36 protein-coding genes and 5 tRNA genes are annotated in these 25,533 nt (G+C 40.8%); 35 read left to right on the forward strand and 6 right to left on the reverse strand.

Annotation, left to right across the window (positions count from 1 at the left end):
• Nucleotides 1–26 precede the first annotated feature (26 nt).
• From rplF to rpsI, 19 genes are all read left to right on the forward strand, one after another.
• Nucleotides 27–566 carry a 50S ribosomal protein L6 gene (gene rplF / locus G8782_RS08625; protein WP_172370541.1) on the forward strand — a complete coding sequence of 180 codons (540 nt, stop codon included), beginning with the start codon at nt 27–29 and terminating at the stop codon, nt 564–566.
• Between the two features lie 32 nt (nt 567–598).
• On the forward strand, nt 599–961 hold the full coding sequence (gene rplR / locus G8782_RS08630; RefSeq protein ID WP_172370542.1) for a 50S ribosomal protein L18: 363 nt from the start codon (nt 599–601) through the stop codon (nt 959–961).
• Nucleotides 962–982: 21 nt separating this feature from the next.
• The gene (gene rpsE / locus G8782_RS08635; protein WP_172370543.1) at nt 983–1,483 is read left to right on the forward strand and encodes a 30S ribosomal protein S5; all 501 of its coding nucleotides are present in this window, start codon (nt 983–985) and stop codon (nt 1,481–1,483) included.
• Between the two features lie 13 nt (nt 1,484–1,496).
• Nucleotides 1,497–1,679 (forward strand): 50S ribosomal protein L30, encoded by a 183-nt coding sequence (gene rpmD, locus G8782_RS08640; protein ID WP_172370544.1) that lies wholly within the window; start codon nt 1,497–1,499, stop codon nt 1,677–1,679.
• A 33-nt stretch (nt 1,680–1,712) separates the two neighbouring features.
• Complete coding sequence (gene rplO, locus G8782_RS08645; protein WP_172370545.1) at nt 1,713–2,153, forward strand: 50S ribosomal protein L15; 441 nt, start codon at nt 1,713–1,715, stop codon at nt 2,151–2,153.
• Nucleotides 2,153–3,445 (forward strand): preprotein translocase subunit SecY, encoded by a 1,293-nt coding sequence (gene secY / locus G8782_RS08650; RefSeq protein WP_172370546.1) that lies wholly within the window; start codon nt 2,153–2,155, stop codon nt 3,443–3,445. The genes rplO and secY overlap by 1 nt, the downstream gene beginning before the upstream one ends.
• 18 nt (nt 3,446–3,463) lie before the next feature.
• A complete protein-coding gene (locus tag G8782_RS08655) occupies nt 3,464–4,117 on the forward strand; it encodes an adenylate kinase (protein ID WP_172370547.1) in 654 nt (217 codons plus the stop codon).
• 410 nt (nt 4,118–4,527) lie between these two features.
• Nucleotides 4,528–4,746 carry a translation initiation factor IF-1 gene (gene infA / locus G8782_RS08660; protein ID WP_172370548.1) on the forward strand — a complete coding sequence of 73 codons (219 nt, stop codon included), beginning with the start codon at nt 4,528–4,530 and terminating at the stop codon, nt 4,744–4,746.
• Nucleotides 4,747–4,783: 37 nt separating this feature from the next.
• The gene (gene rpmJ, locus G8782_RS08665) at nt 4,784–4,897 is read left to right on the forward strand and encodes a 50S ribosomal protein L36 (RefSeq protein WP_075526647.1); all 114 of its coding nucleotides are present in this window, start codon (nt 4,784–4,786) and stop codon (nt 4,895–4,897) included.
• Nucleotides 4,898–4,920: 23 nt separating this feature from the next.
• A complete protein-coding gene (rpsM, locus tag G8782_RS08670; RefSeq protein WP_172370549.1) occupies nt 4,921–5,277 on the forward strand; it encodes a 30S ribosomal protein S13 in 357 nt (118 codons plus the stop codon).
• A 29-nt stretch (nt 5,278–5,306) separates the two neighbouring features.
• Nucleotides 5,307–5,699, forward strand: coding sequence for a 30S ribosomal protein S11 (rpsK, locus tag G8782_RS08675; RefSeq protein ID WP_172370550.1), 393 nt, complete (start codon nt 5,307–5,309; stop codon nt 5,697–5,699).
• A 135-nt stretch (nt 5,700–5,834) separates the two neighbouring features.
• Nucleotides 5,835–6,779, forward strand: a complete 945-nt coding sequence (locus G8782_RS08680; RefSeq protein WP_172370551.1) for a DNA-directed RNA polymerase subunit alpha — start codon at nt 5,835–5,837, stop codon at nt 6,777–6,779.
• Between the two features lie 32 nt (nt 6,780–6,811).
• Nucleotides 6,812–7,192 carry a 50S ribosomal protein L17 gene (gene rplQ, locus G8782_RS08685; protein ID WP_172370552.1) on the forward strand — a complete coding sequence of 127 codons (381 nt, stop codon included), beginning with the start codon at nt 6,812–6,814 and terminating at the stop codon, nt 7,190–7,192.
• A 426-nt stretch (nt 7,193–7,618) separates the two neighbouring features.
• A complete protein-coding gene (locus tag G8782_RS08690) occupies nt 7,619–8,464 on the forward strand; it encodes an energy-coupling factor ABC transporter ATP-binding protein (RefSeq protein ID WP_172370553.1) in 846 nt (281 codons plus the stop codon).
• On the forward strand, nt 8,440–9,315 hold the full coding sequence (locus tag G8782_RS08695; protein ID WP_172370554.1) for an energy-coupling factor ABC transporter ATP-binding protein: 876 nt from the start codon (nt 8,440–8,442) through the stop codon (nt 9,313–9,315). Before G8782_RS08690 ends, G8782_RS08695 begins: the two co-directional genes overlap by 25 nt.
• Nucleotides 9,309–10,106: an energy-coupling factor transporter transmembrane component T family protein gene (locus tag G8782_RS08700; RefSeq protein WP_172370555.1), complete on the forward strand. Its 798-nt coding sequence runs from the start codon at nt 9,309–9,311 to the stop codon at nt 10,104–10,106. Before G8782_RS08695 ends, G8782_RS08700 begins: the two co-directional genes overlap by 7 nt.
• Nucleotides 10,107–10,118: 12 nt before the next feature.
• Complete coding sequence (gene truA / locus G8782_RS08705; protein WP_172370556.1) at nt 10,119–10,865, forward strand: tRNA pseudouridine(38-40) synthase TruA; 747 nt, start codon at nt 10,119–10,121, stop codon at nt 10,863–10,865.
• 169 nt (nt 10,866–11,034) lie between these two features.
• Nucleotides 11,035–11,472, forward strand: a complete 438-nt coding sequence (gene rplM / locus G8782_RS08710; RefSeq protein WP_172370557.1) for a 50S ribosomal protein L13 — start codon at nt 11,035–11,037, stop codon at nt 11,470–11,472.
• A 20-nt stretch (nt 11,473–11,492) separates the two neighbouring features.
• On the forward strand, nt 11,493–11,885 hold the full coding sequence (gene rpsI / locus G8782_RS08715) for a 30S ribosomal protein S9 (RefSeq protein WP_172370558.1): 393 nt from the start codon (nt 11,493–11,495) through the stop codon (nt 11,883–11,885).
• A gap of 413 nt (nt 11,886–12,298) precedes the next feature.
• Here the strand turns inward: rpsI and G8782_RS08720 are convergent, their stop codons facing one another.
• Together G8782_RS08720 and G8782_RS08725 are read right to left on the reverse strand one after the other, a co-directional pair.
• Nucleotides 12,299–13,249: an MvdC/MvdD family ATP grasp protein gene (locus G8782_RS08720; protein ID WP_172370559.1), complete on the reverse strand. Its 951-nt coding sequence runs from the start codon at nt 13,247–13,249 to the stop codon at nt 12,299–12,301.
• Nucleotides 13,250–13,363: 114 nt separating this feature from the next.
• Nucleotides 13,364–13,561, reverse strand: a complete 198-nt coding sequence (locus tag G8782_RS08725; protein WP_172370560.1) for a hypothetical protein — start codon at nt 13,559–13,561, stop codon at nt 13,364–13,366.
• A 164-nt stretch (nt 13,562–13,725) separates the two neighbouring features.
• Here G8782_RS08725 and G8782_RS08730 point away from each other — a divergent pair, with 164 nt between their 5' ends.
• The gene (locus G8782_RS08730) at nt 13,726–14,148 is read left to right on the forward strand and encodes a hypothetical protein (RefSeq protein ID WP_172370561.1); all 423 of its coding nucleotides are present in this window, start codon (nt 13,726–13,728) and stop codon (nt 14,146–14,148) included.
• Between the two features lie 599 nt (nt 14,149–14,747).
• On the opposite strand, the gene G8782_RS08735 is transcribed toward G8782_RS08730, so the two are convergent.
• On the reverse strand, nt 14,748–14,981 hold the full coding sequence (locus G8782_RS08735; protein ID WP_172370562.1) for a lipase family protein: 234 nt from the start codon (nt 14,979–14,981) through the stop codon (nt 14,748–14,750).
• A gap of 237 nt (nt 14,982–15,218) precedes the next feature.
• Here G8782_RS08735 and modA point away from each other — a divergent pair, with 237 nt between their 5' ends.
• From modA to G8782_RS08770, 7 genes are all read left to right on the forward strand, one after another.
• Nucleotides 15,219–15,986, forward strand: a complete 768-nt coding sequence (gene modA / locus G8782_RS08740) for a molybdate ABC transporter substrate-binding protein (protein WP_343035019.1) — start codon at nt 15,219–15,221, stop codon at nt 15,984–15,986.
• 9 nt (nt 15,987–15,995) lie between these two features.
• Nucleotides 15,996–16,685: a molybdate ABC transporter permease subunit gene (modB, locus tag G8782_RS08745; protein WP_172370563.1), complete on the forward strand. Its 690-nt coding sequence runs from the start codon at nt 15,996–15,998 to the stop codon at nt 16,683–16,685.
• Nucleotides 16,686–16,697: 12 nt separating this feature from the next.
• Nucleotides 16,698–17,366 carry an ABC transporter ATP-binding protein gene (locus G8782_RS08750; RefSeq protein WP_172370564.1) on the forward strand — a complete coding sequence of 223 codons (669 nt, stop codon included), beginning with the start codon at nt 16,698–16,700 and terminating at the stop codon, nt 17,364–17,366.
• A 96-nt stretch (nt 17,367–17,462) separates the two neighbouring features.
• Complete coding sequence (locus G8782_RS08755; RefSeq protein ID WP_172370757.1) at nt 17,463–18,137, forward strand: YetF domain-containing protein; 675 nt, start codon at nt 17,463–17,465, stop codon at nt 18,135–18,137.
• 51 nt (nt 18,138–18,188) lie between these two features.
• Complete coding sequence (locus G8782_RS08760; protein ID WP_172370565.1) at nt 18,189–18,485, forward strand: rhodanese-like domain-containing protein; 297 nt, start codon at nt 18,189–18,191, stop codon at nt 18,483–18,485.
• 93 nt (nt 18,486–18,578) lie between these two features.
• Nucleotides 18,579–19,292 carry an N-acetylmuramoyl-L-alanine amidase gene (locus tag G8782_RS08765; protein WP_172370566.1) on the forward strand — a complete coding sequence of 238 codons (714 nt, stop codon included), beginning with the start codon at nt 18,579–18,581 and terminating at the stop codon, nt 19,290–19,292.
• 79 nt (nt 19,293–19,371) lie between these two features.
• Complete coding sequence (locus G8782_RS08770; protein ID WP_172370567.1) at nt 19,372–20,430, forward strand: Mrp/NBP35 family ATP-binding protein; 1,059 nt, start codon at nt 19,372–19,374, stop codon at nt 20,428–20,430.
• 19 nt (nt 20,431–20,449) lie between these two features.
• Here G8782_RS08770 and gerD read toward each other — a convergent pair whose 3' ends face one another.
• Nucleotides 20,450–21,073, reverse strand: a complete 624-nt coding sequence (gene gerD, locus G8782_RS08775) for a spore germination lipoprotein GerD (protein WP_172370568.1) — start codon at nt 21,071–21,073, stop codon at nt 20,450–20,452.
• A 131-nt stretch (nt 21,074–21,204) separates the two neighbouring features.
• Here gerD and G8782_RS08780 point away from each other — a divergent pair, with 131 nt between their 5' ends.
• Complete coding sequence (locus tag G8782_RS08780) at nt 21,205–21,885, forward strand: KinB-signaling pathway activation protein (RefSeq protein ID WP_172370569.1); 681 nt, start codon at nt 21,205–21,207, stop codon at nt 21,883–21,885.
• A 68-nt stretch (nt 21,886–21,953) separates the two neighbouring features.
• On the opposite strand, the gene G8782_RS08785 is transcribed toward G8782_RS08780, so the two are convergent.
• The gene (locus tag G8782_RS08785; RefSeq protein WP_172370570.1) at nt 21,954–22,616 is read right to left on the reverse strand and encodes a polysaccharide deacetylase family protein; all 663 of its coding nucleotides are present in this window, start codon (nt 22,614–22,616) and stop codon (nt 21,954–21,956) included.
• 163 nt (nt 22,617–22,779) lie between these two features.
• On the opposite strand from G8782_RS08785, the gene G8782_RS08790 reads away from it, so the two are divergent.
• From G8782_RS08790 to G8782_RS08810, 5 genes are all read left to right on the forward strand, one after another.
• Nucleotides 22,780–22,854, forward strand: a tRNA-Asn gene (locus G8782_RS08790).
• A 3-nt stretch (nt 22,855–22,857) separates the two neighbouring features.
• Nucleotides 22,858–22,933 (forward strand) — tRNA-Thr (locus G8782_RS08795).
• A 112-nt stretch (nt 22,934–23,045) separates the two neighbouring features.
• Nucleotides 23,046–23,117 (forward strand) — tRNA-Glu (locus tag G8782_RS08800).
• A 133-nt stretch (nt 23,118–23,250) separates the two neighbouring features.
• Nucleotides 23,251–23,335: transfer RNA gene (locus G8782_RS08805), tRNA-Tyr, on the forward strand.
• Between the two features lie 130 nt (nt 23,336–23,465).
• A tRNA-Gln gene (locus G8782_RS08810) sits at nt 23,466–23,537 on the forward strand.
• Here G8782_RS08810 and G8782_RS08815 read toward each other — a convergent pair.
• The gene (locus G8782_RS08815; RefSeq protein ID WP_172370571.1) at nt 23,507–23,785 is read right to left on the reverse strand and encodes a hypothetical protein; all 279 of its coding nucleotides are present in this window, start codon (nt 23,783–23,785) and stop codon (nt 23,507–23,509) included. The two genes, G8782_RS08810 and G8782_RS08815, sit on opposite strands and share 31 nt — an antisense overlap.
• Before the next feature lie 50 nt (nt 23,786–23,835).
• On the opposite strand from G8782_RS08815, the gene rocF reads away from it, so the two are divergent.
• Complete coding sequence (gene rocF, locus G8782_RS08820; protein ID WP_172370572.1) at nt 23,836–24,741, forward strand: arginase; 906 nt, start codon at nt 23,836–23,838, stop codon at nt 24,739–24,741.
• Nucleotides 24,742–24,965: 224 nt separating this feature from the next.
• Nucleotides 24,966–25,529, forward strand: coding sequence for an RNA polymerase sigma factor SigW (gene sigW / locus G8782_RS08825; protein WP_172370573.1), 564 nt, complete (start codon nt 24,966–24,968; stop codon nt 25,527–25,529).
• Nucleotides 25,530–25,533 lie beyond the last annotated feature (4 nt).

The raw sequence follows: 25,533 nt of genomic DNA on the forward strand, positions 1-25,533 counted from the left end.
CAACAATTGAATGGAGGTGCAATTGAATGTCCCGTATAGGAAAAAAGCCGATTGAAGTACCTGAACAAGTAACAGTTACACTTTCAGAAGGTAATGTTGTTACAGTTAAAGGACCAAAAGGCGAACTTACTAATAAATTTAACCAAGATATTCAGATCGAAAAAGAAGGCAACGTTATTACGTTAATTCGTCCATCTGAATCTAAACAACACCGTTCTATCCATGGAACGACACGTTCACTTCTTGATAATATGATTACAGGCGTTTCAAAAGGATTCGAACGTTCACTTGAACTTGTTGGGGTAGGTTACCGTGCACAACTTCAAGGAAACAAACTAGTTCTTAACGTCGGTTATTCACACCCGGTTGAATTTACACCGGAAGATGGTGTACAAATCGAAGTTCCTGAAAATACAAAAGTTAAAATAACTGGTATTGATAAAGAACGCGTTGGTGCTCTTGCATCTAAAATTCGTCAAGTACGCCCGCCTGAGCCTTATAAAGGCAAAGGAATCCGTTACCAAGGCGAAAAGGTACGTAGTAAAGAAGGTAAAACAGGTAAATAATACCGCATAGGTATTTGGAAGGAGTGACCACGATGATTACGAAAAATGATAGAAACGCTGTCCGTAAAAAACGTCATTATCGCGTACGTACGAAAATTAGCGGTACTGCAGCGCGTCCTCGTTTAAACGTTTATCGTTCAAATAAGCATATTTATGCTCAATTGATCGATGATGTGAACGGAGTAACGATTGCTAGCGCATCGACGATGGACAAAGATTTTGGTCTCGAGTCTAAAGCGGACACTGAAGCTGCTGCTAAAGTTGGCGAGATAATCGCGAATAAAGCCGGAGAGAAAAACGTCAAATCGGTTGTATTCGACCGTGGCGGTTACCTATTTCACGGCCGTGTGAAAGCTCTTGCTGACTCAGCACGTGAGAATGGTCTGGAATTTTAATTAAAAGGAGGGACATATTTAATGCGTCGTAATGATCAGAATAAAAGTGAATTTGAAGAACGCGTAGTTACGATTAACCGTGTTGCTAAAGTTGTAAAAGGTGGACGTCGTTTCCGCTTTACTGCTCTTGTAGTAGTCGGCGACAAAAACGGTCGAGTCGGATTTGGAACTGGGAAAGCACAGGAAGTTCCAGAGGCTATCCGTAAAGCAATTGAAGATGCTAAGAAAAACCTAATTTTTGTACCAATGGTTAGAGGTACAACTCCGCACGAAGTTCTCGGACGCTTTGGTGCAGGTCAAGTTCTAATTAAACCTGCTGCACCTGGTACAGGAGTTATCGCAGGCGGACCTGTCCGTGCTGTACTCGAACTAGCTGGTATTACAGATATTCTTTCAAAATCACTTGGTTCAAGCACGCCGATCAACATGGTTCGTGCAACAATTTCAGGACTAGAGAATTTGAAACGTGCAGAAGATGTAGCAAAATTGCGCGGAAAAACTGTAGAAGAACTGTTAGGTTAAGGGGGGAAAGACAATGGCGAACAAACTCGAAATCACCCTTAAAAAGAGCGTGATCGGTTCAAAACCGGCACAGCGTAAAACAGTAGAAGCTTTAGGGCTAAACAAAATTAATCAGACGGTTGAACATGAAGACAATGTTGCAATTCGTGGCATGGTCAACGTAGTATCCCACCTGGTTGAAGTTAAAGAACTATAATCCCGTTTTTCTTATTAAGGAGGTGCCAATGAAATGAACTTACATGAAATGAAACCAGCTGTAGGTGCTCGTAAATCACGGAAACGTATTGGACGCGGCATCGGATCTGGCTTTGGGAAAACTTCTGGTAAAGGGCATAAAGGTCAAAATGCTCGTTCCGGCGGTGGTACACGTCTAGGATTTGAAGGTGGTCAAACACCATTATTCCAACGACTTCCTAAGCGCGGTTTTACAAACATCAACCGTAAAGACTATACAGTAGTAAATATCGATAAACTTAACCTATTTGATGAAGGCACAGTAGTAACACCCGAAATGTTACTTGAGTCGGGTATTGTCAGCAAAACTAAATCAGGAATCAAGATTCTAGGCAATGGAACACTTGAGAAAAAGATTACAGTTAAGGCCCACAAATTCTCTGCTGCTGCTAAGGAAGCTATCGAAAAAGCCGGCGGACATACCGAGGTGATTTAATGTTTGAGACAATCTCTAACTTTATGCGCGTTCGAAATATAAGAAATAAAATCTTTTTTACGTTGCTGGTATTGATCGCATTCAGACTTGGTGCATTTATTCCTGTGCCAAACGTCGATGCGACTGCTTTGCAACAATCAGATCACAGTTTAATCGGGTTTCTTAATATTTTCGGCGGTGGTGCTTTGGCGAACTTCTCCATTTTAGCAATGGGAATTATGCCTTACATCACAGCTTCCATCATCATGCAATTATTGCAGATGGATGTCGTACCAAAGTTTACAGAGTGGGCGAAAGAAGGGGACGTCGGAAGACGTAAACTTGCACAGTTCACGAGATACTTCACAATTGTGCTAGCCTTTATTCAAGCAATCGCAATGTCATTCGGTTTTAACAGAATGTATGGTGGAACGCTCATAAAAGACGAAGGTATTGCAACCTACGTAGTGATTGCAATCGTTCTGACAGCTGGAACTGCATTCCTATTATGGCTCGGTGAAAAGATTACAGAGAGAGGCGTTGGAAATGGTATTTCCATCATCATCTTCGCTGGAATCGTCGCCGGGATCCCAACTGCAGCAAACCAGTTGTATGCAACACAAATTCAAGATGCGGGTGACGCATTATTCATAAAGTTAGCGATTATGGTTTTATTGCTTCTCGTTATTGTTGCGGTAACAGTCGGAGTTATTTACGTACAAGAAGCATTGCGTAAAATTCCGGTTCAATATGCAAAGCGTGCGACAGGCCGTGGTCAAACTACAGCGGGTCAACAAACGCATATGCCATTGAAACTAAACGCAGCGGGTGTTATCCCAGTAATTTTTGCAGTGGCGTTTTTCATCACACCACAATCAATTGCATCATTTTTCGGGGAAAGCAAAGTAACGTCGACAATAATTAATATATTCGACTATACTAATCCGGTAGGGATGGTTATCTATGTAGGCCTCATTATTGCATTTACTTATTTCTACGCATTCATCCAGGTTAATCCTGAAAATGTCGCAGATAATTTGAAAAAGCAAGGAGCATACATTCCGGGCATTCGTCCAGGTCATGATACAGAGCGTTATTTAACAAGCACTTTGTATAGACTAACGTTTGTTGGGGCAATCTTCCTTTCGTTAGTTGCAGTAATGCCTATCATTTTCATCAATGTAGCTAATCTGCCGCAGTCTTTGCAAATTGGGGGAACGAGTTTACTAATCGTTGTAGGTGTCGCACTTGAAACGATGAAACAACTTGAATCACAACTTGTAAAAAGACATTATAAAGGCTTTATGAAATAGATTTGGAGGCTAAACCGTATGAATATCATAGTAATGGGCTTGCCGGGTGCCGGAAAAGGCACACAGGCAGACAGTATTGTTGAAAAGTACGAGACCCCTCATATTTCTACAGGCGATATGTTCCGTGCCGCTATTTCTGAAGGTACAGAACTCGGTATAAAAGCGAAATCGTATATGGATCAAGGAGCTTTAGTTCCTGATGAAGTAACGATCGGCATCGTGCGTGAACGACTGAGCAAACCAGATTGCGATAAAGGATTCCTTCTCGATGGATTCCCGCGAACGGTTCCTCAAGCAGAAGCGTTAGATGCACTTTTAGAGGACATGGGCCGAAAAATCGAGCACGTTCTGAATATTGAAGTGAATCCGGATGAACTCGTTAAAAGATTAACGGGTCGCCGTATTTGTAAAGTATGCGGAACGTCTTATCACTTACAATTCCACCCGCCAAAGGTCGAAGGTGTTTGTGATAAAGATGGTGGCGAACTTTATCAGCGCGAGGACGATAATCCCGAAACTGTAAAGAATCGTCTGGAAGTAAATATGACTCAAACAGCACCGCTGCTAGCATTTTATAATGCTAAAAATGTGCTTTCTAATATCGATGGAGAACAAGACATCGATGACGTTTTCAAAGAACTGGACGCAATCCTGCAAGGGAACGGACAGTAAACCTTTCCGGGCTCATGCTGGTTGCTAGTCGGAGAGGTATTTCACACAAAGAGCTGCAAAAGCATATGATGCCCGGGATAAGAACTGCTGGAGTTCTCTGAGGCGTAAAGGTTCTAAATCCGCAAAATGTATTATTTGATCATTTATTGATAAAATTACTCTTGTGCATAGAACTGGAATAACGTAGCTTAGGAACTCATCCAAGGCAATCTGGACGGTCGTGTCCATTCCTAATAGCGATTCGACCACAACATATGTGGAAAGATTTATTTACTATGGGAAGCGTAATGCGACAAACGTCTTTCAAACATCACTCTTGTGTTCCAGACATATGTTGAAGATAGCTTTAAAGGCGACTGATGCCGATTGATGGTGAGAACCTTTAATGATAGAGAAGGGAGACAGGATTGATGACGAAAGACGATGTAATCGAAGTAGAAGGTACTGTAGTCGAAACGTTGCCAAATGCGATGTTTAAAGTTGAGCTTGAAAACGGCCATACGATTCTTGCACATGTTTCTGGCAAAATCCGTATGCACTTTATCCGTATCCTGCCTGGCGACAAAGTAACTATGGAACTTTCTCCTTATGATTTGACGCGCGGTCGTATCACGTACCGTTTCAAATAAACTTTTGTACTCCGGAATATGAAGGAGGTTGGGTAAGATGAAAGTTAGAGCATCTGTAAAACCGATCTGTGAAAAATGTAAAGTTATTCGCAGACGTGGGCGAGTAATGGTTATCTGTGAAAATCCAAAACATAAACAAAGACAAGGCTAAATTGAAGGAGGTGCACAATCAATATGGCACGTATTGCTGGAGTAGATATTCCGCGCGATAAGCGCATTGTTATATCTTTAACTTATGTATACGGAATTGGAAAAACGACTGCACAACAAGTATTGGCAGCTGCGGGTGTTTCTGAAGAAACTCGCGTTCGCGACCTTACTGATGCAGAACTCGACAAAATCCGTACAGAAATTGACAGTTTAAGAGTAGAAGGTGACCTTCGTCGTGAATCTTCCCTTAACATCAAACGTTTGATGGAAATCGGAAGCTTCCGTGGTATCCGTCACCGTCGTGGACTACCAGTTCGCGGACAAAACACGAAAAACAACGCCCGTACTCGTAAAGGCGCTAAGCGCGCAGTTAGAAGATAAATTATACGTAAAGGAGGTTTCTTCTTAACATGGCTAAAGGTAAAAAACAAACAACACGTCGTCGTACGAAAAAGAATATCGAATCCGGTATTGCGCACATCCGTTCGACGTTTAACAATACGATTGTTACAATTACGGACATGCAAGGTAACGCACTTTCATGGTCAAGTGCTGGTGCACTAGGATTCAGAGGATCCCGTAAATCAACACCATTTGCTGCACAGATGGCTGCAGAAACTGCTGCTAAAACATCTATGGAGCATGGTTTAAAAACTCTTGAAGTTACTGTTAAAGGACCAGGTGCTGGACGTGAAGCTGCAATTCGCTCACTACAAGCTGCTGGACTTGAAGTAACCGCAATTAGAGACGTAACTCCGGTTCCACATAACGGATGCCGTCCACCAAAACGCCGCCGTGTATAATGGCTTTTCATCCATTTGATTGAGAAACACATTTTTTGGTAAAAATGAATTATAAGACTGCAATTTGCCGTCTGTGAATATCGATTTCAATATGGAACGGCCAAGTTATACGACGTTTTGAAGGAGGGTAAACGAATGATCGAAATTGAGAAACCAAAGATTGAAACAGTGAAAATCAGCGATGATTCCAAATTCGGGAAGTTTATCATTGAACCACTTGAGCGTGGCTACGGGAATACTTTAGGGAATTCCCTACGTCGAATTCTTCTTTCCTCATTACCAGGAGCTGCTGTAACGTCCATTCAAATTGACGGAGTTCTTCATGAATTCTCAACTGTAGAAGGTGTCGTTGAAGATGTCGCTACGATTATTTTGAATGTGAAAAAAATAGCTCTTAAAATCTATTCAGATGAAGAGAAGGTAATCGAGATTGATGTGAAAGGTGAAGGAGTTGTTACTGCAGCGGATATTACGCATGACAGTGATGTAGAAATTCTGAATCCTGATTTAAAGATTGCAACGCTCGGAAAAAATGGACACTTACGCATGCGCATGTATGCTGTTCGTGGTCGCGGCTACGATTTAGCTGAAACAAATAAACGCGAGGATCTTGCAATTGGTGTAATTCCAGTCGACTCGATCTATACTCCTGTATCACGCGTCAATTTCCAAGTTGAAAATACTCGGGTTGGTCAATTGTCCAACTTTGATAAATTGACATTGGATGTTACGACAAATGGTAGCATTGGCCCGAAAGAGGCTGTTGCACTCGGGGCGAAAATTCTTACTGAGCATTTGAATATATTTGTCAACATGACAGATGAAGCACAAACTGCGGAAATTATGGTGGAAAAAGAAGAGGATCAGATCGAGAAAGTTTTAGAGATGACGATCGAAGAACTTGACTTATCTGTTAGATCTTATAACTGCCTAAAACGCGCGGGCATTAATACTGTCCTTGAGCTTTCAAATAAAACAGAAGAAGAAATGATGAAAGTACGCAATCTGGGTCGTAAATCACTTGAAGAAGTGAAAGCGAAGCTAGATGAACTTAATCTTGATTTAAGAACAGAAGATTGATTGACTTTATAGGTTGAAGGAGGGAAACTCTTATGGCATACAGAAAACTTGGACGTACAAGTTCACAACGTAAAGCGTTGCTTCGCGACCTTACAACTGATCTTATCGTACATGAAAGCATTCAAACGACAGAAGCACGCGCAAAAGAATTGCGTTCAGTCGTTGAAAAAATGATTACTCTTGGTAAACGTGGAGATTTACATGCACGTCGCCAAGCTGCACAATACATGCGCCGTGAGCAAGTTACAATGACAAACGCGGAAGGCGAAGATGTTGAAGTCTTTGCAATCCAAAAGTTGTTTGATGATGTAGCTCCACGCTATGCAGAACGTCAAGGCGGATATACACGTATCATGAAAATGGGTCCCCGTCGCGGAGACGGTGCACCAGTAGTGGTAATTGAACTAGTTTAATTTTATCCATCAGGGGGCGAACCCCTGCTGAATAAAATTAAAGCCTCCGGCGGATGTCAGGGATTTTGAAAGGAATCAATTGAGCTAGCTCAATTCAAAATCCCGACGCAAACACGCCGAGGCGTGTTTGATTTAAATTTAAGGCAGGGTGTGTCTGGCAAATGCTTGTCCACACCCTCTTTTTTAAAAGATTTATACGACAATTTAAAGCTGAGTGTTACGATCAGCGGGTTACTTACTGCCTGGTCTAGCTCTACGCACCTCGTCCGCGGTACTGGACCTGAGCACTCCGGTATTCGTTATAGATATGAGCGCATTTCTTCGGATGAGGTGCGCGCTTTTTTTTATTTAAAAACTATGAATTCCTTGGCAATCAGCAAGGGATTTTTATTTCTATACATAAAAATAATGCTGGAGGTGATGGCAATGAAGGAAATCTTATCACTGGAACAAGTATCGTACTCATATCCCACGGACGATGACGAAGTGGTGAAAGCGATTGACGGCGTGTCTCTTTCTGTTAAGGATGGCGAATGGATTGCGATTGTCGGACATAATGGATCGGGCAAATCAACCATGGCTAAATTGATAATCGGTCTCCTATTCCCGCAGGACGGCGTAGTAAATGTTTTTAATGAACAGTTGACGAATGAAAACCTGTGGGACATTCGATCGCGATTGGGCATTGTTTTTCAAAATCCTGACAACCAATTTGTCGGTTCGACTGTACAAGATGATGTCGCATTTGCACTAGAAAACAACGGGATTCCATTTGAAGAAATGGTCAAACGTGTCCACGAATCGTTAAAACAAGTGAAGATGAGCGAATTCCTTGACCATGAGCCACACCATTTGTCTGGCGGACAGAAACAACGAGTCGCGATTGCGGGAGCTCTTGCATTACGTCCTAATCTATTGATCATGGATGAAGCGACGTCTATGCTCGACCCTCAGGGAAGAGATGAAGTCATTCGCATTGTGCAGGAATTAAAACAAAGAACGGGCCTCACGGTCATCTCAATAACACATGACTTGGAAGAAGCACTTCTTGCCGACCGTATTTTTGTGATGAATAAAGGGAAAATACTGCAAACAGGAACACCTGATGAAGTATTTAAACATGGCGAACAACTGGAATCGATAGGCCTTGACATGCCATTTGCTTTAAGAGTTTCAGAACTCCTTCGTAAAAACGGATTGAGCCTTGAAGGTGAACATATGACAGAAGAAGAGTTGGTGAATGAATTATGGACATCTCACTTCAAAATGTAGGTTATTTTTATAGTAAAGACACGCCTTTTGAAAAAAGAGCTTTGCAAGGAGTAGATGCGACCATCCATTCAGGCTCCTACACCGCGATTATCGGTCATACGGGTTCCGGGAAGTCAACATTGCTGATGCACTTGAACGGCCTGTTAAAGCCTTCAGAAGGCGTTGTGAGGATTGGTGACACTACGATATCAGCTGGTACGAAGACGAAAGGTTTAAAGGATGTAAGACGTCATGTCGGCATCGTCTTTCAATTTCCGGAACACCAATTATTTGAAGAAACGGTTGTAAAAGATATCATGTTCGGCCCGATGAATTTTGGCGTGTCCGAAGAAGAAGCGAAAAGGCGAGCCTATGAGCTGATTACTCTTTTAGGGCTTCCAGAGGATGTCGCCGAAAAGTCGCCTTTTGATTTATCGGGGGGACAGATGCGGCGAGTTGCGATTGCGGGGGTACTCGCCTTTAAACCTTCCGTCCTCATTCTAGATGAACCGACAGCAGGGCTAGATCCGCGCGGCCGAAAGGAAATAATGGAATTGTTTAACCATCTCCATAAGAAAGAAGATTTAACGACGATCCTTGTTACGCATAGTATGGAAGATGCGGCAAGATATGCGGATAATTTGATCATCATGAGCAATGGAACATCCGTAATGACAGGTACGCCAGAAGAAGTATTTGCGGATGAAGAAAAGTTGGCTTCCTACAGGCTGGGCTTGCCTCGTTCTGTCCAATTTCAAAGAGACTTCGAGAAAAAGATTGGCCGCAAACTTTCGGACATTGCACTTACTGAAGAACAACTTGCCGAGTTCATTGCCAAGGCAGCTTTGGAAGAAGGTGCCGATTCTTGTTAGAAAAAATGATTTTTGGTCGGTATATACCTGGCGATTCATTTATTCATAAACTGGATCCACGCTCTAAGTTGCTATTCGTCCTCTTTTTTGTCGTTGCCGTATTTCTTGCTAATAATGTAGCGACTTATGGATTATTATTGGCATTTACATTATTCGTCATTTTCATTTCGCGCATTCGTCTTTATTTTTTGCTTAACGGATTAAAACCGATTCTTATTTTAATCATCTTCACCTTTTTAATGCATATTATCTTTACGAAAGAAGGAACACTTCTTGTCGATTTGAAGATCATTAAAATTTATGAAGAAGGACTGCGTCAAGGGATTTTTATTTCTATAAGGTTTCTTGTCCTTGTATTAATGACCTCAATCTTAACACTGACGACATCGCCGATTTCCATTACGGACGGCATGGAAGACTTGTTAAATCCATTTAAGCGATTTAAATTGCCTGTCCATGAACTGGCTTTAATGATGTCGATTTCGTTGCGGTTTATTCCGACACTGATGGATGAGACGGACAAGATTTTAAAAGCGCAGCTTGCTCGTGGATCTGATATTAGTACGGGATCCATTAAACAACGAATTCGCGCGGTGATTCCACTACTCGTTCCGCTTTTTGTCAGCGCGTTTAAACGAGCTGAGGAGCTTGCGATTGCGATGGAGGTCCGTGGGTATCGCGGCGGCGAGGGACGAACGCGCTATAGACAATTGACATGGGGCTCGCGTGACACAATTTCTATGGTGTTGCTCGTCATGCTAATTGGTGCCCTTTATTTGTTGAAAGGGTAGGAGGTTGAAAAGATGAATCGTGTAAAAGCGACCGTCGCTTATGATGGGACGAATTTTGCGGGTTATCAATCGCAACCTGGCATGCGGACTGTCCAATCGGAAATTGATAAAGCATTGGTGAAAATTCATAAAGATAAAGCAATACACTCAGTTGCGAGCGGCAGGACGGATGCAGGGGTGCATGCATTTGGACAAGTCATCCACTTTGACACACCGCTTACATTGCCCGCGGATCGATGGCGGATGGCGTTAAATGTGTTGCTGCCAAAGGATATCCGGATTGTAGAAGTAGAATATGTAGATAAAAATTTTCACGCGCGCTATTCTGCAACTGGGAAAACATATGTCTACAAATGGTCTTATGCAGAAGTACATAGCCCGTTTGAGCGTAACTTTTCCGTACACCTTGAGAGATGGCGACCAGATGTTGAAAAGATGAAGGAAGCTGCCGCATATTTAATCGGCACACATGACTTCACAAGTTTTTGTTCATCTAAAACAGCTACATCAAATCGAGTGCGGACAATCCGTCTATTAACGCTTGAAAAAAGTCATGATGAACTCATCATGACAATTGAAGGCGACGGTTTTTTGTACAATATGGTACGAACAATTGCGGGCATGTTGCTAGCAGTGGGAGTGGGTTGGCATACCCCCGAAAACGTCAAGGAAATTCTTGAATTACGAGACCGAAAAGAAGCGAGCAAAACCGCGCCGTCACACGGTTTGTACCTGGAAAGCGTGACGTATGATAATTAGAGCAACTTTGCCACGTGTTTTTTTATAAAATGCTTGACTTACTTGCGTATTCGGTATAAGATAAGTAGTGGTATTTCTAAAACCCCACAAAAAAGCCCCGGAAGGTTATTTGTGTTTAGGGATATAGATATAAAACGGGAAATTTAAGGTAAATTAGGAGGATTCAAACATGCGTACAACATTCATGGCTAAAGGTCACGAAGTAGAGCGTAAATGGCTCGTTGTCGACGCTGAAGGACAGACTTTAGGTCGTCTTGCTTCAGAAGTTGCAGCACTTTTACGCGGTAAACATAAACCAACATTCACACCTCACGTTGACACAGGTGATCATGTGATCATCATCAATGCTGAGAAAATTCATCTTACAGGTAATAAACTAAAAGATAAAAAATACTACCGTCACTCAGGGTATACAGGTAGCTTGAAAGAGCGTTCAGCGCTTGAAATGCGTACGAACTACCCAACTAAAATGCTAGAACTTGCTATTAAAGGCATGCTTCCAAAAGGTCCTTTAGGCAGCCAAGTTTATAGAAAACTAAACGTATATGCTGGTCCGGATCATCCACATGCAGCACAAAATCCAGAAGCTTACGAGCTTATCGGATAAATTAGAGGAGGAAAATAGCTTTGGCACAAGTACAATATCTCGGCACTGGCCGTCGTAAAAGTTCAGTAGCTCGTGTGCGTCTCGTACCTGGTGATGGAAAAATCATCATCAACAACCGTGATGCAGAAGACTACGTACCATTCGAAACACTTCGTGAAGTCATTAAACAACCACTTAACACTACAGAAACTCTAGGAAGCTACGATGTTCTTGTAAATGTTCACGGTGGTGGATACACAGGACAAGCTGGAGCAATCCGTCATGGTGTCGCACGTGCACTTCTAAACGTTGACCCTGATTTCCGTCCAGCACTTAAAAAAGCAGGATTCTTGACACGTGACCCACGTATGAAAGAGCGTAAAAAATACGGTCTTCGCGGCGCGCGTCGTGCACCACAATTCTCAAAACGATAATATATCTACGTTTCAAGGCTCTTTTCACTTATGTGAAAAGGGTCTTTTTTATGCTTGAAAAGTGCATTTGACCACGAGTGACCGCAATTTCATAGCTCAATAACTTTGAAATTTTTCTGCTGTTTGCTCTTTAAGATAGTCGGTAACGTGTATATAAATATTCAATGTCATTTGTATATCGGAGTGTCTTAATCGTTCCTGAACCTCTTATATAGCTCCCGCTTCAAACAAAAGAGAAGCATGGGGATGTCGTATGGTTACATGCTCTAATGGGTTCCTTTCAATAATGTCCATTTTCAAAGCATACCAAATTCATAAGAACCATAAACCGTTTTTTCATGAGCCTTAATACTATGTTCGTAATTGGACATGTAAAATGAATTTTTGGTTCATCAATTCATAAGGGTTATAATTTAAGAACTAAGAATTTCAACTAGTGCATCTGTTACCTTATATGATTTTACCTTCTCTTCAATCCATAACCACTGTCCACTTGGGTTACATTCTAGAAAAATGTATTGACCTGATTTGGTTTTAACAATATCGTATGCCCCATATGATATTCCTGATAAAGAATTAAATTCAAAAAGCATCTTTTCTAATGTCAAATCAATAGTATATGGTTCATACATCTCTGATAACTGATCGTGTCTCCAATCTAATAAGGTGTTCTCACTTTGTTGAGAGTTAATTTTTACTGAATTTATAATATCGCCCACTACTGTTACTCGGAGCTCGTACTCTTTATCAAGGAGCTCCTGGAAAATACCTGGTGCAACAGGTATTTTTTCATGATGGATTTCTAAATCTTTATTACTAACCTCGTTGGTGAATATAATGTCTCCATTTGGAAACATCGTCCATCCTACCTGTTTATAGATGAGACTGTTATGTCTCTTGAAATGAGAAATAATCTTTTCAACATCATTAGATATTACGGTCTGAGGTATTAAAAATCCAATTTTTTGTGCAATCGACAGCTGATAGGATTTATAGTTTATCTGATGTTGATGAAATGGAGAGTTAATCCAATGGCAATTTGGAGTAAAATGAAATAAGCTATTTAATAATGAACGCCACTCAGTGCTGATAAAATCTCTAGTAGCTTTTTGATTTATGTCATCACCAAGATAAGGATTAGGTTTAATTCGCCACCAAACCTTAGATATTTCATTGAAATCTATTCTTACATTATCCACATTCAATGTACCGTTGAATTGGCCATCACTGAAAGCTAAAGAGAGTAAATGGTTTTGGTTGTTAATATCAAATATAATGCTACGTGCCCCATGGTTAACCAATTTAGAATGTATTACTTGTATATGTGGATCATGTTCGCTTCCAAACAATAAAACGTAACTCATAATTCATTCCTCCAAAAAGAAAGAAGCTACTAGCTTGATTCTTTAATATTGTAATCAAACATTAAGTCACCAAAATTTAGCTAAGCAACTAAAAGTTGGTGACTGATGACTTTTTTAATCTGTATCAGGGGGATCGGAATCAGTATCTAAGCCTGCAGTTACTGTTACCGAAGCTGATGTACCAGTCTCAAGTCCGTTAAAGTTTGGTGCTTTTTCACGGAATACTACTCCTAAAGGCAAAAGTTCTAATTGGTAATTTTTTGTTTTTACTTCGCCTAAGGACTCCTCTTTTTTAGATCCATTTTCCATCATTCTTCACCTCCCAATTTATTATGTCCCAATAAATTTATACGATGAAATATATTTAAAAATGAAAATCCTGTTATAAAATCACATAGAAAAATGTTCCAAGTATAACCATTGGTAATGGATAGATAATATCAGTGTGTTAATATTGAAGAAAGGATGATTTAACGATGAATTTGAACAAATTTAACCTAAATTTTAAACCTGCTGATACGATTGAGGAATTTGAGGAACTTATAAAAAATAAACCAAACGGTTTAATTTATAATATTCAAGACTTACAAAGGTTTTATAAAGAAGATAATGAACGGTTTATAAATGATAATAAAATCAAAAAAGCAATGCAGGATTTCGAAAAAAGTGTATCTTTTTCTTCTAATGGAGGTTTTTGTTCAGGAAATTTTGAATCTCTTGAGGAAAATCTAACTTATAGACAACTTGAGGAAGTATGTGCACGACTTGGTATTAGTATGAGATTATGTGAAGAAAGAAAAGGTTTCAGATGTGAAGAATACCCTTCTGGTGGAGATATAAAGCGTTGTATGCCTTCTCCAAATAATAGTGACGTTTGCTTCCCGTGTTCATGTCAATAAATACTTGTCATTTCCATGAGTGAAGTTTAATCAATAAAATGGTACTTATATAATTAGAGCCACCTACTATAAGGTAAAGATGCAAAGTAGTAAGTACACTACTAATAATCGAGAAGGAGATTTATGTCTAAAAAACATCTTTTGCAATTCATTTTAGTCCTAGTTTCTTCATATTTAAAATATAAATGAACGAACGTAAAAAATACGGTCTTAAAGGCGGACGTAAGCGCCACAATTCTCAAAATGATAATCATTTTTGTGGTGAATTTTAATAATAACAATAGTGATTACTTGAACAATCCATTATTCTGGTATTCGTTTTTTAGTTGATCCGTTGATTTCTGTTCCGGGCGGGAAAAATAATAATACACTTCGGAATAATAATCCATAATAATTATATTGCATTGTAAGAAATATTTGTGCCCAATTGTCATCCTTTGAAGTTGCATAATTCGATCATCCGCAGCTTGTTGTAACTTCATTAAAAAGAATTTTTCACTTTATCCTGTAAGTTATCAGCTTTTTTAGCCAAGTTTCTGACTGTCCGGGGGGTAAGACGTTCTCGCCATCGGATAAAAACATGGCCAAAGTTTTCCGAGCTATGATTCCCTAACGATTGAATACTGTCGGTAAGCATCGCTATTGATTTTCTCTTGTACATCTTCTGCGAACATGCCATAGACGTTTAGCGCAGCAAAGGTCGTTGTCTGCCTGATGAATTTCAGTCCATTGTATTTCGCTAAAACCCGTACATAAGTAGCGAGAGCACCACCTAAGGAATGTCCAGTAGTATCTATTGTTGCATTAGGGAATTCCTTTTTTACCCTCTGCAAACTGAACAGCTACATCAAAAGGATTTATTAGTGTAGGTATTTTTTATATTGTAGGTTATTGGTCAATAAATAAATACCAAAGACCCCTAGGTTTTTCAACAAATCCTTGTCACTCCTGAAAGGATTTTTTTATTTCTTCATCTCACATCTTCTCCCATAGGCTTATTCTTTCCATAATGATATAATTCGTAGGTAGATAAAGTGATTTGTAATGTTGCTCCTAAGGAGAATGTTTCGGTGAAAAAAATTATATATTTTCTTGTTATGATATTTTTCGTTTTATTACTTATCGGTTGTACGCCGGAGGACAAAGAGGAAAAGACCACTTTGATGATTTCTGCGGCGGCTAGTTTGACGGATGTGTTGAATGAGCTGAAACCGGTGTTTGAAGATGAACATCCATCTATTGAACTTACTTTTAATTTCGGAGGTTCAGGGAAATTAGCGCAAATGATTATTCAAGGTGCGCCATCGGATGTATTTCTGTCGGCGAGCGAAAGCGATATGGATAAACTGCAGGTGGAAGACATGATACTAAAAGAAACGCGTGTGAACTTTGCTGAAAATGAGCTGGCTTTGATTGCAAATAAAAACCAGCCGGTCAAAGTTTCTTCATTCGATGAGATTAGTTCTGCTACCGTTGAACATTTAGCGATTGGCGAACCAGAAAGCGTACCTGTGGGTCGTTATACAAAACAAGTACTGGAACATCTAGAGCTATGGGATTCATTGCAGGGGAGTTTAGTGCTAAGTTCGGATGTGCGTCAAGTGTTGACGCATGTCGAGTTGGGGAATGCGGATGTGGGTATTGTTTATGCGAGCGATGCGTTACGCTCGGGAAAAGTGACGATCGTGGCTACAGCCGATTCGGATTGGCATGACCCGATCATGTATCCGGGTGCAGTCGTTTCAGATACATCCCATTCCAAAGAAGCGAAGTTGTTTTTAGCGTTTCTAACGAGTGAAAAAGGACAAGAACTATTACATAAACATGGATTCAAATAAGCAAGGGGGATGTACGTGACCGATTATTCACCATTATTATTATCGTTAAAAGTAGCGGGCATCTCCACTTTTTTTGTCTTCATTTTTGGAGTGTTCTTCGCGCATCTATTTTCGCGTAAAAAGTTTTTTGGAAAAAGCATTATCGAATCATTATTCATGCTCCCGCTTGTATTGCCGCCGACAGTTGTCGGTTTCGGCTTGCTTATTTTATTCGGAAAGAATGGCTTTATAGGCAGTTGGCTGTTGAATTGGTTTGATTTCCAAGTTGTATTTACTTGGATAGGGGCTGTGATTGCGTCGATTGTCGTTTCATTTCCACTGATGTATCAAAGCGCGGCGGCAGCATTTGAAAGTTTGGATGCTAGAATGGAAAATGCGGCGCGGACGATGGGCGCGTCGAATTGGCGCGTATTTTGGACGATTTCCTTTCGACTTGCCTGGCCGGGACTTCTTGCGGGACTTGTCCTATCCTTTGCGCGCGGTCTCGGTGAATTCGGTGCTACGCTAATGTTGGCAGGGTATATCCCGGGGAAAACAGACACGATTCCGATGGCGATTTATTTTGCGGTTGAATCGGGGCAAATGGAAAAGGCGACTTTCTGGGTCGTCATCATCGTCGCGCTCGGGTTTAGCACGATTATGTGGCTGAACTGGTGGAGTAGAAGGAATATTGAACGTTATAAAAATGACAATGCGTAAGAGGTCGATAACATGCTTGAAGTTCAAATCAAAAAGAAATTGCCCCATTTTTTAGTGGATATTAATTTGACAGTAGAAGATGAAATTCTCGTATTGGTTGGACCGTCTGGTTCTGGGAAGACAACAATACTCAATGCAATTGCAGGGTTAGATCATCCCGATGATGGACGAATCACCTTGAATGGAAACATATTCTTTTGTGATAATGAAAAACCACTTCCCACGCAACAACGTAACATCGGCTATTTATTTCAAGATTATGCGCTATTTCCTCATATGACTGTGGAGAAAAACATTGCGTACGGCGTCAAAAAAATGAACGCTATTGAGGCGGAGAAGCGTATTGAACGATTAGTGAATACCTTGGGAATCAATCATCTGCTAAGCAAATATCCTCATCAAATTTCCGGAGGAGAAAAGCAAAGAGTGGCGCTTGCAAGAGCGCTTGCGACTGAGCCGTCCTTGTTACTGCTGGATGAACCATTATCTGCTCTTGATTCAAGAACGAGATTGGAATGTCAGGAGGAACTCCAAAGGCTGCATGCAACATGGAAGACTCCCTTCATTATCGTCACGCATGATATGCAAGAAGCGGAGAAACTCGGAGATAAGATCATCTTTCTTGAGAGTGGACTAATTACAAAAACTGTTGATAACAGAAGCGGGAAAATGATTTGTTGAATACGTGAACCGAGTTAAGTACACACTACACCCGATTGGATTAAAAGAAGGGTAGTGTTGTTTGAAGTGGAATTCTTTAAATTTGATTTTTGGGAAATGATTTTTAGGACGACGGGTGCTTTCGTGGCGCTCCTAATATTGGCGCGAATGCTTGGTAAAAAACAACTGAGTCAGTTAACTTTTTTTCATTATATCACGGGAATTGCATTTGGTTCAATCGCTGCGGAAATTGCAGGCCAAACTGATGTGAAGTTTATGGATGGGCTCGTTGCACTCGCTTGGTGGGCGATTTTAACTTTGTTGGCGAGTTATATTTCGCTTAAGTCGAGTAACTTACGAGTCGTATTGGATGATCAACCAGCCATTGTGGTAAAAGAAGGAGCCATTATGGAGAATGCGATGAAGAAAGAACGGCTGCATGTCAATGACTTGATGATGATGTTGCGCGAGCAATCGATATTCACTCTCCAGGACGTTCACTACGCCATACTGGAAACAAACGGACAACTTAGCGTCATGAAAAAGATTACACAACAAGGCGCAACGAAACAAGACGTTAAAGCGTCTACAACAGCCCCGAAATACCTTCCGACGGAACTCATTTCAGACGGTAAAGTGATGCAGAAAACCCTGACGGAATTGAGTTTGACGGAAGAGTGGCTCATGAAAGAACTTCGCAAAAAAGGCGTGGAGTCCGCTGATCAAGTATTTCTAGCTCAAATCCAAGATGACGGTTCTTTGTTTGTAGAATTGAAAAACCCGGACAGATAAAAAAATCAGGTTATGTTAAAATAGATAAAATAATGATTGGGGGACTGTAAGATGAAGGAAATTACACCGATTGAGGTAAAAGAATTGTTGGAAAGCGGCGAACAATTGAATTTAGTGGATGTTCGAGAGGATGACGAGGTGGCGGAAGGAATTATACCAGGGGCTATCCACATCCCGCTTGGAGAGGTTGCAGGGCGTGTAGATGAACTCGAGAAGTCGAAGCCCTACATAATCATTTGCCGTTCAGGCGGACGCAGTGGGCGTGCAACGGAGTTTTTAGAAGGTGCTGGGTATGATGCTACCAATATGACTGGCGGCATGCTTGAGTGGGAAGGCGAAACTGAATAATTTTAGGTGAGAAGGGACCCTTTGAGGTTCCTTTTTTTGTGGACATATCTTTCTTCTTTCGTGCGTATAGTGGAGGAAAAAGGCGGTGTCTATATGAAACGGTGGGGGCTAATTGGATTTATCTTTTTTTGCACACTTGGTATTGTCATTTATGGGGTACAGGCATCGGATAATGCTTTTTTTATGCCTGAGGAACTTGCGGGTGTGAAAGTTGTGATTGATCCCGGACACGGAGGATTGGACGGCGGTGCATCGGCGGGCGACGTTGTGGAACGCGATATTACACTTAGTATTTCGCATGAAGTTGCTAAACGATTGAAGAAAAAAGGTGCGACGGTTGTCATGACGCGGGAAAAAAGTGGTGATGCCTTAGCGGAACATGCGCCGGGAGATCAATTTCCATCTATACGATCTCGGAAGCTGGCGGATCTTAAATTACGCGAAGATATTACTGTAAATGAAAACCCGGATGTCTTTATTAGCGTTCATGTCAATGCGATTCCACAGGAAAAATGGCGCGGGGCTCAAGTGTTTTATCATAAGGGCGGCGATCCTGGCGGAGAGTTTCTGGCAAAAGCGATTCAAAATTCTTTTCGCAGCAACTTGAAAAATACTGACCGTGAAGCTCTTGCAATCAGCGGAGTCTATTTGTTGAAACATGCGCCCATGCCATCAGTCCTTGTTGAGACAGGTTTTATATCGAACCCTGAAGAAAGGGCGCTATTAACAGATCCGGGGTATCAAGGGAAAGTTGCAGATGCGATTGTCGAAGGAATCATGAACTTCATGAATGCTGAAGAAATGTAGGAGCTCGTTCGATCGAAACGTATAATTGACTGTGGTATACTTGGAGGCGAATTGAATAAACCTCCAAGGAGTGTTGACGTTGATCAATGAACAAGAAGTACGTGAATTAGTAGGTCAGTTAAAAGATCCGTTTTTACATAAATCACTTGCGGAGACGGATGGAATAAGCGAAGTTTCAATTAACGTTGAGAAAGAGCATGTTAGCGTCAAGCTTGCACTAGCTAAAGTCAATACTGCAGAACAATTGCCGTTTCAAATGAAGGTTGTCGATATCTTAAAAGAGGCTGGTGCCAAAACCGTCGGGATTCGATTTGAAGAACTATCGCAAGAAGTTCTGGATAAGTTTCGCGGAACGGCGACTGAGTCGGAAGCACAAGATATATTATCGCCATTAAGTAATGTTGAGTTTATCTCAATTGCTTCGGGTAAAGGCGGCGTCGGAAAGTCAACTGTATCGGTTAATATCGCGGTTGCACTTGCACGGCTCGGAAAAAAAGTCGGTTTAATTGATGCTGATATTTACGGATTCAGCGTTCCGGATATGATGGGTGTTACGGAAATGCCGATTGTTCGCGATAATCGAATTATTCCGGTAGAACGTCTCGGTGTCAAAGTCATTTCGATGGGCTTTTTTGTGGAAGATAATGCACCGGTTGTATGGAGGGGCCCAATGCTTGGAAAAGCACTGGACCAATTTTTCCGTGATGTTGAGTGGGGGGATCTCGACTACTTATTCCTCGATTTGCCGCCGGGAACTGGGGATATCGCTCTTGATATTCATCAAATGCTTCCTGCATCAAAAGAAATTATCGTTACAACACCTCACCCGACAGCAGCATTTGTAGCTGCGCGTGCCGGAGCTATGGCACTTCAGACGGATCACGAACTAATAGGTGTTATTGAAAATATGTCGTGGTTCGAATCAGAAGTTACTGGCGAGCGTGAATATGTTTTCGGTAAAGGCGGAGGTACTCGATTAGCTGAAGAGCTTCGGACTGATTTGATCGGTCAAATTCCACTTGGGCAACCAGATTGGAATGAAGAAGATTTCGCTCCATCTGTTTATGCGGAGGACCATCCAATCGGAATGATTTATACAGAAATTGCAAATCGCATTTTGGAAAAAACGAACAAATAAACATATAATGGCGGAGGGGCTATTTGCCTCCTCCTCCGCCACCACCTTGACCACCTTGACCTCCTTGTCCAGATTCTTCCTCTTTTTTGCCTTTTTCACCTTTTTCTTCTGCTTTTCCGGCTTCTTTAATTAATTTCTCCCATTTCGTTTGAAGAAGTGGGCTATTTATCGTCTCTTCGATTGCTTTTTCGTATTGCTCTTTCATCGTTGAAGATTTGAGAATTGTTTCCATTTGTTTTTGCATATCGGGTTGTCCGAAAAAATCCTCCATTGCTTTTTGAAATGAAGCATCCTCCATTAACTTTTTCATAACGTCCTCTTGTTGTTCCTTCATGCTTTTAGCGACTGATTCCGTAAATTTGGGATCTTCAAATGCTTTTTTCCAAAAGTCTTCTCCCTTTTTGGAAAGCAATGTTTCCTCTATCGACTTTTTTACTTCTGGTTGTTCCAGTGCAAGCAATTCGCGAAAATCATCTTCAGACAATATTTGGCGAAGTGTTTTCTTTCCATCTTCTGTTTGAAGCGAATCTGTCATCATCTTTTTAATCTCATCATAATTCGGGGCGGTATTTTCCGTAGTGCACCCGGCTAATAAAAATATGACAGCAAAAACTTTCAGTAAGCTTTTCTTCACGGAATTCATTCCCTTCAATCCGTTTTCATCTATTGTTCACATTCAGGCGGATAATATGCATTTAATGTTTTCATAAATAGATTTTTAGGGAAATCGTTGTTACACTAATAAGAGCAATCTAAAACGGGGGAATAATTGTCGTGACAATACGAAATTGGGTTAAATTCTTTTTTAACGCGTTATTAATTGGAGGATTCGTTACAGCGGTAGCCGGTTTGATTGTCCGTTGGGGATTCTTTTCGGAGTTATTAGCTGCAGGTGAAACTTGGCAGTTCATAGGTGCGCTACTATGGATGGTCTTTTTGGGATTCACAATGAGTGTCGTGGCGCAGATGGGTTTCTTTGCCTACTTAACAGTTCATCAATTTGGCGTGAATATTTTTAGAACGCTGACACTTTGGAATTGGGTGCAGCTTTTAATTATAGCGGTGGTTCTGTTTGACTTGATCTTCTTTAGGTTCCGTTTGACGTCTGAAGATACGGGTCGTTCATTATTATACTTAACATTACTCGCTTCACTTGTCATTGTCTCTGCAATTACAGCTTATTTTAAAGCGAAGTGGACGAAGAAACATACGCTCATATCAGCATTGTTTTTTATGATTGTCATTACGACACTCGAATGGTTGCCGGCACTCATGGTTCGTTCTGGTAATATCGATACGTGGGTGACAATACTTTTATTCCCGCTTCTTGCGGTGAATGCATATCAAATATTGGCTTTGCCAAAGTATAATACAATGTCAGATATTGATAAGGCAAAATTAGACGCTCGTCGCGAAGCGCGTCGAAAAGAAAAGAAAGCGGCAGCCTCTAAATAATAAAAAGCAGCACAATTTGTCGAATCAGACAATTGTGCTGTTTTTTTGTACGGTAAAAATGAAGATGATTATTTAGGAATTTTTTTCGTTTTTCCCTGAATACCAAAAATAACATTTTCAATTGATTGGAAATCTCGACTTTCGGAAAGTCTTTTTATGTCAGCTAAATTTACGCGTAGTTTCCTGTGATGGGGTATAGAAATAATTTCTCCTTTTATTTCGGGTGGAATATCGCCGCCGGTCCATACATAAGAAGAACCAATTGCATTTACTTCGGACTCCCATAGAAGTTCATGTAAAAAATGAGAAAACACTTCGTCTTTCGTTCGAAACCACAATGGTTTTTCGCCGAAGACCTTTTCGAACTCTTCTAGTTGTTGCACTAAAAGTTTTGCATCATTTTCGTAAGCTGAACCATCATGTCCGAGAAGAGCGGTAGGAATATTTTTATCTTTGATAATACGAACTGTTTCTGGAAACCGACCAGCCCAATCCATGTCAATAAAAAGTGTCGGATAGGGCTTTTTTAATTCCTTGATCCAATTCAGTACTTCGTCATCACCGAACGAAATATTAACAGTAAGTGCAGAACCATATGTACCATGCGTAATAGCAACTGGTTCTTCAGTGATACGGAAGACGTTTGTCAGGGAATAGTTTTTTGGCAACGGTGGAAAAAGTAAAAACAAACCACAAGTAATAATAAATAAAATAATTAATTTCTTGTACATATCTTGTCCTCCTTTTGCACAACCTATGTATACGATATGAGCATGATTTGACAAATATGATGAAGTCATGTTATTATTTAAAAGTCGCTGTCAGAAAGAGCAAAAAGCTTGCTTTTTATATTTGTTTTGTTATAATAGATTTTGTTGATAAATTAATGATTATTCCGCAGTAGCTCAGTGGTAGAGCAATCGGCTGTTAACCGATCGGTCGTAGGTTCGAATCCTACCTGCGGAGCCATACGCTTCCATAGCTCAGTAGGTAGAGTGCTTCCATGGTAAGGAAGAGGTCACCGGTTCGATTCCGGTTGGAAGCTCCAGAGAATACATAGGATTGCCAAACGTGAATTTTTGCAATTAAGTTTCGTCGATAGTACGTAAACAAATGTATTAAAGCTGCCATCAATGGCCTTACTTCATTATTTTTCACAAGGCCCCTTGGTCAAGCGGTTAAGACACCGCCCTTTCACGGCGGTATCACGGGTTCGAATCCCGTAGGGGTCATAAAGAAATTTGAAACGTTTGCGTTTCAAATTTCTTCCTTGTAATCACTTATCAAAACAAAGTTTTGATATTGAGGCATTATTTTTGAGGGTCTTATCAAAAATAGAACTGCCGGAAAAGGTATATATAACCAGGTGGGGTAGCGAAGTGGCTAAACGCGGCGGACTGTAAATCCGCTCCCTCAGGGTTCGGCGGTTCGAATCCGTCCCCCACCACCAATGAATTTTAAAATGCTTCGCATTTGAAAATTCTTCTCTAAATCACTAGTCAAAACTTGTTTTGACAATTGAGGCATATTTTTGAGGGTTTTATCAAAAATAGATCTGCCGGGAAAATAATCTCTACCTTTGGGGTATAGCCAAGCGGTAAGGCAACGGACTTTGACTCCGTTATTCGTTGGTTCGAATCCAGCTACCCCAGTAAATTTTCAAAAAATCCTTTCCAATGACTCGGGAAGGATTTTTTTTGTGTTTTAAATTCTCCTTTACACCCTCATTAGTCGTTTGAATGATGCGATTGGTCGCTTCTAGTAGCTTATTGGTCGATTGAACCAGGTGAATAGTCGCTTCGGATGCATCATTGGTCGTTTGACTCGCATCTTTAGTCGTTTCCACGCCCGCATGATCGAATAATGAATAAAAATTCGATATACTGTCGAGTTGAGCCAATTCATTTTGCGATTTATACTATAGGTATTGTGCGAAAGGGGTAGTTAAAGTTGGAGAAACGTAAAATATCAATCATTGGGGTTCCGCTAGATCACGGTCAAAGCCGACGCGGTGTAGATATGGGACCGAGTGCAATACGATATGCAGGCGTAATCGATCGCCTTGAAGCAATTGGACATGAAGTAATCGACGAAGGCAATATTCAAATTGAGATCGCGAAAGATGCAGAAACACAAAATTCCAAACTGAAAAATCTGATTGAAGTGATTAAAGCAAATAAAAATCTCGCGGAAAAAGTGTCCCACATTGTAGAAGGTGAAAGTTTTCCGCTTGTACTTGGGGGAGATCACAGCATTGCGATTGGAACGCTTGCGGGACTTGCATCGGCATACGAAAACTTAGGGGTAATTTGGTACGATGCACACGCTGACTTGAATACGAGTGAAACATCGCCTTCTGGAAATATTCACGGCATGCCAATGGCGGTAAGCATTGGTCTCGGTGATGAACAACTTGTAAATATACATACAGATGGTCCGAAAGTGCAACCTGAAAATATAGTAATTATTGGAGCGAGATCAGTCGATCCTGGAGAACGGGAGTTAATTAAAGAAAAAGGCATTAAAGTATACACGATGCATGAAATTGATAAATACGGCATGACGGCGGTGATGCAAGACTCCATCGCCTATCTACAATCCCGCGAATTGGACGGCGTGCATTTGTCATTAGACTTGGATGCGCTAGATCCGCTATATGCGCCTGGTGTAGGAACGCCAGTGCCAGGCGGGATTAACTATCGCGAAAGTCATTTGGCTATGGAAATGCTGGAAGAATCCAGACTCATTACATCCGTTGAAATTGTTGAAGTAAATCCGATTTTAGATGAAAAAAATAAAACTGCAGATGTTGCAGTCGGTCTGCTTGGTTCATTGTTTGGTGAAAAATTACTGTAAACGATATAATCTTTTTATATAAAAAAGGCTTGTCCACTAAATGGATAAGCCTTTTTTCATGATAAAAAGACCTGAAAATGGAATAAATTTATTGAAAATAAAATAAACAGGGAAATTATTCCTAAAATCTGTTAATATTAAATAAACTATTTTAAAAATAAATGAAACCTGTTGACACCTTCAACCGTATAGAAGGGGCAGCCGCATAGAGCGGGGGGAAAACTGTGGATGACTTGATTAATAAACGAATAGATGAAGTGTTGAAAGGCGATCAAGATGCTTTTGAGGAAATTGTGACTCTATTTCAACACCGTCTTTACCATGTCTGTTATCGAATGTTGAGTAATCGGCAAGAAGCGGAAGATATTGCGCAAGAGGCGTTTGTCCGAGCGTATATCAACATTCATACTTTTGACCAGAAGCGAAAGTTTTCAACATGGTTATTTAGAATTGCGACGAATTTATGCATCGATCGTATACGAAAGAAAAAGCCTGATTATTACCTAGACGCAAATGTCCCGGGAACGGAAGGACTCACAATGTATTCGCAAATTGCGGCAGCCGGTGAACTTCCAGAAGAAGAGATAGAACGAATGGAAACGCAGGAACGCATTCAATACGAAATAGGTCAGCTTTCCGATAAATACCGTTCAGTTATTATATTACGCTATATTGAAGAGTTACCGTTACAGGAAATAAGTGATATATTAGAATTGCCATTGGGAACTGTTAAAACTCGCGTACACCGCGGTCGAGCTGCCTTAAGAAAACAAATGGGCAATTTGTAGGGAG

It is taken from the genome of Sporosarcina jiandibaonis, assembly GCF_013184495.1.
GTDB lineage: Bacteria > Bacillota > Bacilli > Bacillales_A > Planococcaceae > Sporosarcina > Sporosarcina jiandibaonis.

Excerpts from the sequence above, each read along its gene's own strand:
- gerD (WP_172370568.1), bottom strand. The coding sequence starts at position 21,073 with ATGAATTCCGTGAAGAAAAGCTTACTGAAAGTTTTTGCTGTCATATTT.
- G8782_RS08720 (WP_172370559.1), bottom strand. The coding sequence starts at position 13,249 with ATGAGTTACGTTTTATTGTTTGGAAGCGAACATGATCCACATATACAA.
- rplR (WP_172370542.1), top strand. The coding sequence starts at position 599 with ATGATTACGAAAAATGATAGAAACGCTGTCCGTAAAAAACGTCATTAT.
- G8782_RS08760 (WP_172370565.1), top strand. The coding sequence starts at position 18,189 with ATGAAGGAAATTACACCGATTGAGGTAAAAGAATTGTTGGAAAGCGGC.
- rpsM (WP_172370549.1), top strand. The coding sequence starts at position 4,921 with ATGGCACGTATTGCTGGAGTAGATATTCCGCGCGATAAGCGCATTGTT.
- rpsK (WP_172370550.1), top strand. The coding sequence starts at position 5,307 with ATGGCTAAAGGTAAAAAACAAACAACACGTCGTCGTACGAAAAAGAAT.
- rplQ (WP_172370552.1), top strand. The coding sequence starts at position 6,812 with ATGGCATACAGAAAACTTGGACGTACAAGTTCACAACGTAAAGCGTTG.
- G8782_RS08725 (WP_172370560.1), bottom strand. The coding sequence starts at position 13,561 with ATGATGGAAAATGGATCTAAAAAAGAGGAGTCCTTAGGCGAAGTAAAA.
- G8782_RS08695 (WP_172370554.1), top strand. The coding sequence starts at position 8,440 with ATGGACATCTCACTTCAAAATGTAGGTTATTTTTATAGTAAAGACACG.
- infA (WP_172370548.1), top strand. The coding sequence starts at position 4,528 with ATGACGAAAGACGATGTAATCGAAGTAGAAGGTACTGTAGTCGAAACG.
- G8782_RS08755 (WP_172370757.1), top strand. The coding sequence starts at position 17,463 with ATGATTTTTAGGACGACGGGTGCTTTCGTGGCGCTCCTAATATTGGCG.
- rpmJ (WP_075526647.1), top strand. The coding sequence starts at position 4,784 with ATGAAAGTTAGAGCATCTGTAAAACCGATCTGTGAAAAATGTAAAGTT.
- rplM (WP_172370557.1), top strand. The coding sequence starts at position 11,035 with ATGCGTACAACATTCATGGCTAAAGGTCACGAAGTAGAGCGTAAATGG.
- G8782_RS08730 (WP_172370561.1), top strand. The coding sequence starts at position 13,726 with ATGAATTTGAACAAATTTAACCTAAATTTTAAACCTGCTGATACGATT.
- G8782_RS08690 (WP_172370553.1), top strand. The coding sequence starts at position 7,619 with ATGAAGGAAATCTTATCACTGGAACAAGTATCGTACTCATATCCCACG.
- rplO (WP_172370545.1), top strand. The coding sequence starts at position 1,713 with ATGAACTTACATGAAATGAAACCAGCTGTAGGTGCTCGTAAATCACGG.
- secY (WP_172370546.1), top strand. The coding sequence starts at position 2,153 with ATGTTTGAGACAATCTCTAACTTTATGCGCGTTCGAAATATAAGAAAT.
- modB (WP_172370563.1), top strand. The coding sequence starts at position 15,996 with ATGTACGTGACCGATTATTCACCATTATTATTATCGTTAAAAGTAGCG.
- rplF (WP_172370541.1), top strand. The coding sequence starts at position 27 with ATGTCCCGTATAGGAAAAAAGCCGATTGAAGTACCTGAACAAGTAACA.
- rpsE (WP_172370543.1), top strand. The coding sequence starts at position 983 with ATGCGTCGTAATGATCAGAATAAAAGTGAATTTGAAGAACGCGTAGTT.
- G8782_RS08655 (WP_172370547.1), top strand. The coding sequence starts at position 3,464 with ATGAATATCATAGTAATGGGCTTGCCGGGTGCCGGAAAAGGCACACAG.
- truA (WP_172370556.1), top strand. The coding sequence starts at position 10,119 with ATGAATCGTGTAAAAGCGACCGTCGCTTATGATGGGACGAATTTTGCG.
- G8782_RS08750 (WP_172370564.1), top strand. The coding sequence starts at position 16,698 with ATGCTTGAAGTTCAAATCAAAAAGAAATTGCCCCATTTTTTAGTGGAT.
- rpmD (WP_172370544.1), top strand. The coding sequence starts at position 1,497 with ATGGCGAACAAACTCGAAATCACCCTTAAAAAGAGCGTGATCGGTTCA.
- G8782_RS08785 (WP_172370570.1), bottom strand. The coding sequence starts at position 22,616 with ATGTACAAGAAATTAATTATTTTATTTATTATTACTTGTGGTTTGTTT.
- G8782_RS08680 (WP_172370551.1), top strand. The coding sequence starts at position 5,835 with ATGATCGAAATTGAGAAACCAAAGATTGAAACAGTGAAAATCAGCGAT.
- G8782_RS08765 (WP_172370566.1), top strand. The coding sequence starts at position 18,579 with ATGAAACGGTGGGGGCTAATTGGATTTATCTTTTTTTGCACACTTGGT.